The sequence below is a fragment of the Methylobacterium trifolii genome, from assembly GCF_022179685.1.
GTDB lineage: Bacteria > Pseudomonadota > Alphaproteobacteria > Rhizobiales > Beijerinckiaceae > Methylobacterium > Methylobacterium trifolii.
In genome coordinates this window covers 1-8,427 of sequence record NZ_BPRB01000379.1, presented here as the reverse complement: position 1 = coordinate 8,427, position 8,427 = coordinate 1, and the positions used below count along the sequence as shown (strand labels likewise).

The following is an 8,427-nucleotide window of genomic DNA, read 5'->3' as shown; positions in this document are numbered from 1 at the left end:
CACCCCGTCCCGGCGCAGGACGCTCAACAGGAAGATCGCATACAGCGCCGTGCCGATCACCCCTAAGTTGGATATCAGGGCAACGACGAAGCTCGACGCGCGCACGCTACCGACGCCGGCGCCGAGACCCGACGTCGCGAAGAAGACCTCGATCGCCTGGGCGTTCCACATGCCCCGCTCGATGCCGGACTGGGTCGAGAGCTTCTTGACGACGGTCGCCTCACCGAGCTGCATCAGCATCTGCTGCGCAGACTCGTTGAGGGCGACCGCCACGATCCCGAACAGGGCGAAGACGGGCACCATGATCAGGACCGTCATGACGATCCTCGTCGCGGTCCCGTTCGTCGCCCGCGACAGGCAATGGGCGTAAGCGAGGCAGACGCCCGCGATGAGGCCGACATAGCCCGACGTCGAAGTCGTCAGCACCATGGCAGCGGCCGAGAGCCCGGCGAGCGATCCGGACAGACGCACGCGCACACCGGAAATCCACAGCCGCAGGCTGAAGACGAACGTCCCGAGGGTCATGTACGCGTAGGACGAGGCCTCCGGGAACGAGCCGACGATGCGCTTGAAGCCGACGATCTCGCCGTCCTGCAACATCCGGTAGTTGGCGTTCCGGATGATGCCGAGGACATCGCCGAGGCCTGCCCGAAACGCCGCGAGATCAACGGCGCCGAGGACTAGGTTCGCGGCGGCGCAAAGGAGGAAGGCGTTGACGAGGATCCGCAGCCGGCGGTCGGTCGCGGCACAGGCGGCGCCGATTGCGAAGGCGACGATGTCGCCGAACAGGTAGATCGACTGCGTGACGTTGCCCGAGCCCGGTGCGAGCGGGCGCAGGGCGAGCCCGAGGCCGCCCTCCGTGCGCACCACCGCGTAGACGTAGGCGCGGCTCTCGAACAGTCGCGGCAGGATCGCCGCACTGAAGGCGCCGTAGGTCACAGTGACGACGAGCCAGAAGCCGGGCTGGCCGAAGCTGAGCGCGTTGAGAAGGAGCGCCCGCGAGCGGTCGCGCTGGAGCAAGACGAGCGCGCAGAAGCACAACAGCACGTAGGCGGGCTGGACGCTCGAGCCCTTGGTCGGATCGCCGATGGTGATGGCCGAGGCTGCGCCGAGCAGGGTCGACAGCACCAGGGCGTGCAGACCGAAGGTCGGAGCGAGCATCAGCGCGGCCAATCCGACCGCCAGCGTGAGAAACCCGATCGCATCGATGCTCATGGCTGCACCCGCACCGGATCAGCCGGCCGAGACGGCGCGGGCTGCCGCCGGCCTCGGCGCGCGCAGCGTCGTGGCGGCCGAGCGCCTGAGCGCACATTCCGCGGTCAGGGCTTCCGCCATCCGCAGGATCCCCTGACGGGTCTGCGCGATCACGACCTCGCGCACGCCGGCATCAAGGCCTGAGCGTAGGGCGGCCGTGAGGAGCCCGACCGCGCCGCCGGGCGTCGCCATGAATCGCTCGCGCTTCACCGAGGCGAAGAAGGCGCCGAGCTTGCCGTCCCAATCCAGGCCGACGGAGGGAATGGCATAGGCATACGCCAGGATGTGCGCGTGGAGCCTGTGGGCGACGAGGGCGTCGAAGCCGGCCACGATCCGGGCCAGATCCGCCGGGCATCGCGGCTGCGCGGCGAAGGTGATCGTGCCAACGGCCTCGGGGGCGTCCGATCGGAGGCGCTCGCGCACGGCCGCGAGATGGACTTCGTCCTCCGCGGCGCCGTTCGTGAAGCACGCCACGTCGTAGCCGGTGCGCCGCACGGCCAGGATCAGGTCGGCATACCAGCCCGCGTCGCAGGTCGGCAGGCTGTCGGGCGCGTCGGCGTGATGGCGCAGCACCGCGGGGTGCGTGATGCCGATGCCGATGAGAGGGCGCGTGCGCGCCGTCCGCAAGCGGGCGGGATAGACCTCCGCCGCGAGAAGGCCGGGATCGCGGCACAAGGCCGGGGCGAGGCCGTCATGCGACCGCCATCCGAGCAAGCGGCTGAGATGGTCCCGGGAGCGTTCGTCGCGGACGGCGATTTGGACGACGTTCTTGGAGAACAGGCGGCGCAGAAGCCGGCGGCCTGCGCCGGACCAGCCGGGCGTGACGCCGACGGCGAAGACCGCCACCGGCAAGCCGCGCCGCTGGCACTCGGCAGCGGCCGCGGACAGCTTCAGGGGGAAGTTGAGGTCGGCATCCGCGATGAGCTGCCCGCCGCCGACGATGACCGCATCGCAATCCGCGAGCGCCCGGCGCCAGTGCGGGATCAAGCGCAGGCGCAGGAGCCCGCCGAGCAGCACGCGCACCACGAGATGGCGCAGGGGCCTCGGCAAGGTGCGCAACCGGTCGAGGATGCGCGAGCGGCTGGCGCCCAGGCCTTCGCCGTATGTCCTGCGACCGGCGAGATCGAGCGAGCGAGCCGTGATGCCGGGCATGTCGGACAAGGCCGCCTCCAGGCACTCGGCAATGACGCCGTCGCCGAGATTGGCACTGTACTTGACGTTGAAGATCGCGATCCGCATGCCCTGCCTCTGTCTGCCGCCGTCGTCCCGACCGGACCTATTCCGCGGCGTGGCGCGGGACCGGCGTGAGACCGCTCGGGTCGCGCAGCCGCGTTGCGTAGTCGCGAATCCGCGCGCCGGCCGGCTGCCGAAGGGCCGGGGCGCGACGCCGGCTCGCATGAGCGTCCAGCACCCCCTCGACGTGATCGGCCATGTCGCGTGCGAAGCGATCGGAACCGAAGCGGCGTGCATGGGCGACCAGTCGCGCCGGCTCGAAGGCGGTGCGGTCCGCTTCGTCGACGGCCGCGTTGATGGCCTCGACGTCCTGCGTGTCGAACAAAACGCCGGACACGCCGGGCATCACGGTCTCCGTGGCGCCGCCGCGGCCATAGGCGACGACCGGCCGGCCGCTCGCCATCGCCTCCACGGGCACGATCCCGAAATCCTCCTCGCCGGGAAAGATCAGCGCCCGGCACCGGGCATAATGGTGCTGGAGCACCGGGAAGGGCTGCGGGCCGATGATCTCCACGTTGGGGCCGGCCATCGCGCGCAAGGCGCCGAGCATCTCGCCGCCGCCGATGACCACGAGACGGCGGCCGGACCGGTTGAACGCCTCGACCGCCAGGTCCGGCCGCTTGTAGGCCACGAGTTCCCCGACCATCAGATGATAGTTCGCGAGCTCATTGGCGGGGGCGGGCGCGAAGGCCGCCGTATCCACCGGTGGCGCGATCACCGTGGCGGGGCGGTGGTAGTAGCGCTGGATTCGGGCGGCCACGGAATGGGAATTGGCGACGAAGTCGTCGACCCGTGCGACCGTGCTCACGTCCCATATCCTCAGATAATGCGACAGGCTCGGCATCAGCGCTCGAGTGATCGCCCCGGATCGGTCCCGGTAGTCGTGCGACATGTTCCAGAGGTAGCGCATCGGCGAGTGGCAGTAGCAAACATGCGCCGCGTCCGAGGCCGGGATCACGCCCTTGGCCGGCCCAGATTCGCTGCTGATCACGAGGTCATAGCCACGCAGGTCAAGCTGCTCGAGGGCCAACGGCATCAGAGGCAGGTAGCGCTTGTACCAAATCGCGGCCCGCGGCAGCCGGTCGATGAACGTCGTCTTCACGCGGTGCCGACGGATCGTCTCCGACACTGCCTCCGGCACGTAGACGTGGGTGAAGATGTCGGCCTGCGGATAGAGGCGGCACAGAGCCTCGAGCACCTTCTCCCCCCCGCGCATGCCCACGAGCCAGTAATGAATGATGGCGACCCGCATCGCGCACTCCTGTGATAGTGTTTTGCATGGTGGAGAGCTTCGTGGAAGAATGCGGAACTCGGCCGCAGTCGCGTTCAGCATGCTCCGCGGGCCGCGAACACGACGGGTAGCGTTCGGAGAATAATCGCGAGGTCGAGAAGGAAGCTGCGACGGAGCACATACTCGCAGTCGAAGGCGACGCGTTGGGCGTAGTCTACGTCGCTGCGTCCGCTCACCTGCCACAATCCGGTGAGGCCAGGTCTGACGCTGCAGTAATCGTGGATGTGGGTGCCGTAGCGGACGATCTCAGCCTGGACGATCGGGCGTGGCCCGACAACGCTCATCTCGCCGCGCAGGATGTTGATCAGTTGCGGAAGCTCGTCGACGCTCGATTTCCGCAAGACTTTGCCGAGGGCGGTCACGCGCGGATCGTCTCGCAGCTTCTGCGTGCGCTCCCACTCCGCCCGGGCACAGACATTCTCGGCGAGGTGCTTCTCCAGCACCGCGTGGCCGTCCACGTGCATGGTGCGGAACTTGAGGCAATCGAAGCGCTGACCGTTGAGGCCGATCCGCGAATGCCGGAACAGGACAGGCCCCCGGCTCGACAGCTTGATGCAAGCGGCCACCAAAACGAAAACGACTATCAGAATAGTTAATCCCGTTATTGCAGCTGCAACGTCGAAAGCTCGCTTCGTACCAATACGCTCTACAACTTGTGGACGAGCACCGGTTGCTGTCGAGAGCGATGTGCTGTCGCCATCGATCTGTCCGGAAGCGATCGCAAGCTCCGACATGTCCTGCATTGGTCAACTCCGCGTAAACACCGTCGAGGCGGTCGGAAATTCCTTCCGCCAAGTTCACGGGTTGTTAACTTAAATGCATTGTAATGCATTAAAATTTATGTCCGTCAAGTTAGGTGCCGCGCCTGTCCCCAGCGTCTCCGAACTCACACCAGATAAGCGGATATGTCCAAGAACGAAGATGTCTTGCCGCACGAATCCGATCGACTCCGGCCGCGACTGAAGTTTGTTCGACCATGATTGTATGCTACCGCTCTGGTCCATCCGCGGAGCTGATCCGTGAGGATTGCGCGTTGCATCCTCTTTAAATGCAGTGTGAAAGTCAGAGGCGCCTTGCATGATCTCCTTGGTAGTCGTCGCGTTCCTCGTGGGAATCGCCCTGGCGGCCATCGTCGCCCTCATCCCGTTCTCGGTAGTCGGGGTCGTCGTGTTCGGTCTGGCCGTCGTTGTGATGGAACCTGTCAGTGCCGTCCTCGTCTACGTCTGCCTTCAGGCGGGTTTCGTAGCCGGTCTGGTCCTGCGCGCGTTCGCCGGCCGATTTCGCGCCGCGACGGCTCTGAAGGCAGGGTCGAATCCGTCGGCTGATACGCTGCGCGCGCAGGAGTTGCGTCACTAGAGACGTGACCCGGCCACGTTGGGTCGGGTCACGTCTCTAAGCCTTCGTTTTGACGCGCTTCCTTGCGCCGATTCGAACAAAACACGTTTCGCGGCAATGCCCCGTGGTCTTGCGATCGGAACCTGTGACGAACCAAGGACCTGAGCGGGCGACGCGTTGGCCTGCAAACGCGAACCTGCCTAGAGGAGCGCGGCACGGCAAAGACTTCGCGGCAATCCACGCAGGATCGCTGCGACGTCAATTCATCCCGGGCATGAGGAGTCCTGCGCGGTCCGGCCCGCTCGGGCGGTTCTCCGCTTGATGCGGCTCGACCATGCCCACGATCGGGGTGCCCCACGCACAAACAGACTTAAGCCCGGATCAGCATGAGGACAGGCCTCCCGCACAGGCTTAGTGGCCTTGGCAACAGCGACACAGCGCTCCGTAACCGATCGGTATCAGTCCGCGTGAGCGCGCGCAGGGCTCTCACGCCGATCACGTAGGTGATCATCGCCGCAGGGATCGCGGCTGCGAGCGCCCATCGTCCGGGGATCAGGATAAGGCAGAGCCGGGCCGCCAGGGCGGCGAGGCCGGCTGCCAGGAAGAGCTTGGCGAGTTCGCGCAGGGGAGCCCGATATCCGAGCTTGCGTGTGATGAACCACAGGCCGGCGGCGACCATGGTGAGTTGGATCAGAGCCCGCGCCGCGCCGGCGCCCATCAGGCCGAAGACGGGCACCAGTGTGAACCCGGCTCCCACCGCGAGCATCGCTCCGCACAGGCTGCAGTAGAAGACGAAGTCGCTCCTTTCGAGGGCGTTGACGAGATGGGAGCCGACCACGGAGGCGGCTCCGATGGCCGATGCTACGACGAGGAGACTCGCCACGGGGACCGCCGGGCGGAATGCCTCTCCGAACACCAGCGGCATCACCACCGGCATGATCGCGGCGAGTCCGAGGCCGGCTGGGAACACCAGGAAGGCGATGAGGCGCGTCGCCGAGGCATAGGCCTCGCGCAGGTGGTCCACCTTCCCGCTGGCATGTGCCTTAGCGAAATGCGGCAGTAGGGCGCCCGTAAGGAGGAGCGGCCCCTGGGTCGCGAGGCTGGCGAGGGTGAGGCCGGCCGTGAACAGCCCTACCGCCTCGAAGCCCTCGAATCGCTGCAGGAAGTAGATCTCGATCCGGGCCCACACGAACGCCGACATCACCGAGCCGGCCCAGGCGTAGAGCGCGAATCGCCGCACCCGCGCCACGATCTCGCTGGAGGGCCGTAGCGCGCATCCGCGCGTGGCGAGACAGGAGAGCGCGGCCGGAACAGCACCGAGCGCGTATCCCGCCAGTGCTCCGAGGGTGCCGAAGGTCAGGCATCCGGCGAGCGTCGCAGCCATCTGCAAGGCAAAGGCCCAGAGTGTCACTACGGCCGCGGCACGGAACTCCTGCTGCCCCCGGAGAACCCCGAGGCGATACTGGCCCAGCACCTGCGCTGTCGTGGCAGCGCCGAGCACGAGCCAGATCGCGACCCGCGTCTGGCGGTCCTCCCCCGCGAGAGCGGCCCAGACCACGTCCGTCGCTTCTATCCAGAGGGCTAAGGCCGGGGACGCGAAGACGGCGAACGTCACGCCGGCGGCCGCAACGGTTGGCCACAGGAAGCGGCGGGCGAGTGCCCGCTGCACGGTGCCGTCATGTGACTCGGCTATGTACCGCGTCATAGCAGTGGGGAGTCCGAGGCTCGCTACGGTGACCGCAATGGTCACGAGCCAGAGGGCCAGCGTCACGACGCCCGTGCGCTCGACCCCGAGGATTCGTGCGACGATGATGGTGCTGCCCGCAGCCGCCAACGTCGTCGCCAGACTCGCCATCGCTGAAAGAAGGGAGTTTCGCGCGACCTGCCGTGCCATCAGGGCTCCATCTCAGCGCGCGTAGACATGGATGTAGTCGATCAGGAGCACCGATGGATCGGGCGTGTCGGTGATCGGGAAACCGCCGCCCAGAGCAAGGTTGGCCATCACGTAGAGCGGCTGTCGATGCTCGGGCTTCGTCGGCGTGCGCCACACGGCCCGGCGGTTGAAGTAGAAGGTGATCCACTCCTCCTCGACATCGGCGCCGAAGGTGTTGAAGCGCTCGGTCGCGCCCGGCGCCGCATGTCGGTTGGCGCTGCTGTAGCTCGAGCGGGCGTCCTGGCGGTTCCAGACATGCGCCACGGACTTGAACTGGTCCGGGTAGGCTCCGTAATACTCGAGCACGTCGATCTCCGCCGTCGTCGTCGATCGATCGAGGCCGACTAGCCAAAAGGCCGGCCACACCCCGGTCCCCGACGGCATGCGGGCCCGGATCTCAAAATATCCGTAGCGCTGCGCGAACCCAATCCCCTTGGAGTCCACCGAAGCGATCAACCCCGATCGCCAGATACCGGCGACCTTCCGGGCCTCAATCCTCAAGGTACCGCCCGAAACCGTGAACGGGAACCCGGCCACGGGATCGGTGAAACGGGCATCCCCGAAATCGCCGCCCCAGGGCACATGAGCGGTCCAGCGCGTACCGGGCCCGCGGGCGGAGATGTCGAGAGTGTCGAAATCATCCGTGAACGTCCGCGTCCATGCCGACAGGTCGAGTTCCGCCCCGATTATCGGCGCCTCCCCGCGGGATGGTGCGATGGGCACGACGCCTGCAGCCATCAAAACGGAGAGGAACGCAACCGCCCGGAGCGAGTCTGCTGTCACGATATGCATTTCGTTGTGTGGCAATTAATGTGATTGAGATTGCCAAAACGTAACGGCTACGTCTACACTCTTTTTCGAACGGAGTTTCGATCGGGCCGCCAATTGTTCGGTCGTAGTCGGTTTGGTTTCGGTTCCCTCATGTCACGAAGGTGGCTGCCGCGTCATGCTCGACCGAGTTGGCAACACGTCGATCGCAAATTTCGGACATGGCGGTGATTCTGCGGCCGAGGAAACCGTCAGCCTCAGGCAGATCCACCGCTTCTTCAGGCGTTATACTCGGACGATTACCTGCGCGTTGCTGGCTTCGGTATCGGTTGGGAGCACTTATCTTTTCTTCGCGACTCCGATCTACACGGCAATGGCGCAGATTCTAATCGATCCGTCCGAATCACAGATTGTCCTACAAGAGCCTAACCGCCTTGAGACCCCCCTCGACAATGCGCGGGTCGAGAGCCAGATCGAGGTCCTTAGTTCCGAGCGCATCAGCCTGCGCGTGATTCGCGAACAGGACCTCATCGACAATCCGGCCTTCTCGACCGGCGGGTTGTTCAATCCGATCGCACTGATCAAGTCGTTACTGCGCCCGAACACGGATAGC

Annotated in this window: 8 protein-coding genes; 2 read left to right on the top strand and 6 right to left on the bottom strand. The window is 66.0% G+C overall.

Features of this window, described 5'->3' with window-relative positions:
- From COGEMETH_RS24820 to COGEMETH_RS24805, 4 genes are all read right to left on the bottom strand, one after another.
- On the bottom strand, positions 1 to 1,215 hold a 1,215-nt coding region (locus COGEMETH_RS24820; protein WP_238185333.1), incomplete at its 3' end, for a hypothetical protein.
- 18 nt (positions 1,216 to 1,233) lie between these two features.
- The gene (locus tag COGEMETH_RS24815; RefSeq protein WP_238185332.1) at positions 1,234 to 2,493 is read right to left on the bottom strand and encodes a polysaccharide pyruvyl transferase family protein; all 1,260 of its coding nucleotides are present in this window, start codon (positions 2,491 to 2,493) and stop codon (positions 1,234 to 1,236) included.
- A 37-nt stretch (positions 2,494 to 2,530) separates the two neighbouring features.
- Positions 2,531 to 3,739 carry a glycosyltransferase gene (locus COGEMETH_RS24810; RefSeq protein ID WP_238185334.1) on the bottom strand — a complete coding sequence of 403 codons (1,209 nt, stop codon included), beginning with the start codon at positions 3,737 to 3,739 and terminating at the stop codon, positions 2,531 to 2,533.
- A 74-nt stretch (positions 3,740 to 3,813) separates the two neighbouring features.
- Positions 3,814 to 4,521, bottom strand: a complete 708-nt coding sequence (locus tag COGEMETH_RS24805; RefSeq protein WP_238185331.1) for a sugar transferase — start codon at positions 4,519 to 4,521, stop codon at positions 3,814 to 3,816.
- 334 nt (positions 4,522 to 4,855) lie between these two features.
- On the opposite strand from COGEMETH_RS24805, the gene COGEMETH_RS24800 reads away from it, so the two are divergent.
- Positions 4,856 to 5,134 carry a hypothetical protein gene (locus COGEMETH_RS24800; protein ID WP_238185330.1) on the top strand — a complete coding sequence of 93 codons (279 nt, stop codon included), beginning with the start codon at positions 4,856 to 4,858 and terminating at the stop codon, positions 5,132 to 5,134.
- Between the two features lie 349 nt (positions 5,135 to 5,483).
- Here COGEMETH_RS24800 and COGEMETH_RS24795 read toward each other — a convergent pair whose 3' ends face one another.
- Together COGEMETH_RS24795 and COGEMETH_RS24790 are read right to left on the bottom strand one after the other, a co-directional pair.
- Positions 5,484 to 7,007 carry an oligosaccharide flippase family protein gene (locus COGEMETH_RS24795; RefSeq protein WP_238185329.1) on the bottom strand — a complete coding sequence of 508 codons (1,524 nt, stop codon included), beginning with the start codon at positions 7,005 to 7,007 and terminating at the stop codon, positions 5,484 to 5,486.
- 12 nt (positions 7,008 to 7,019) lie between these two features.
- Positions 7,020 to 7,829: a glycoside hydrolase family 16 protein gene (locus tag COGEMETH_RS24790; RefSeq protein WP_238185328.1), complete on the bottom strand. Its 810-nt coding sequence runs from the start codon at positions 7,827 to 7,829 to the stop codon at positions 7,020 to 7,022.
- A gap of 163 nt (positions 7,830 to 7,992) precedes the next feature.
- Here COGEMETH_RS24790 and COGEMETH_RS24785 point away from each other — a divergent pair.
- Positions 7,993 to 8,427: Wzz/FepE/Etk N-terminal domain-containing protein (locus COGEMETH_RS24785; protein WP_238185327.1), on the top strand; the 435-nt coding region annotated here is incomplete at its 3' end.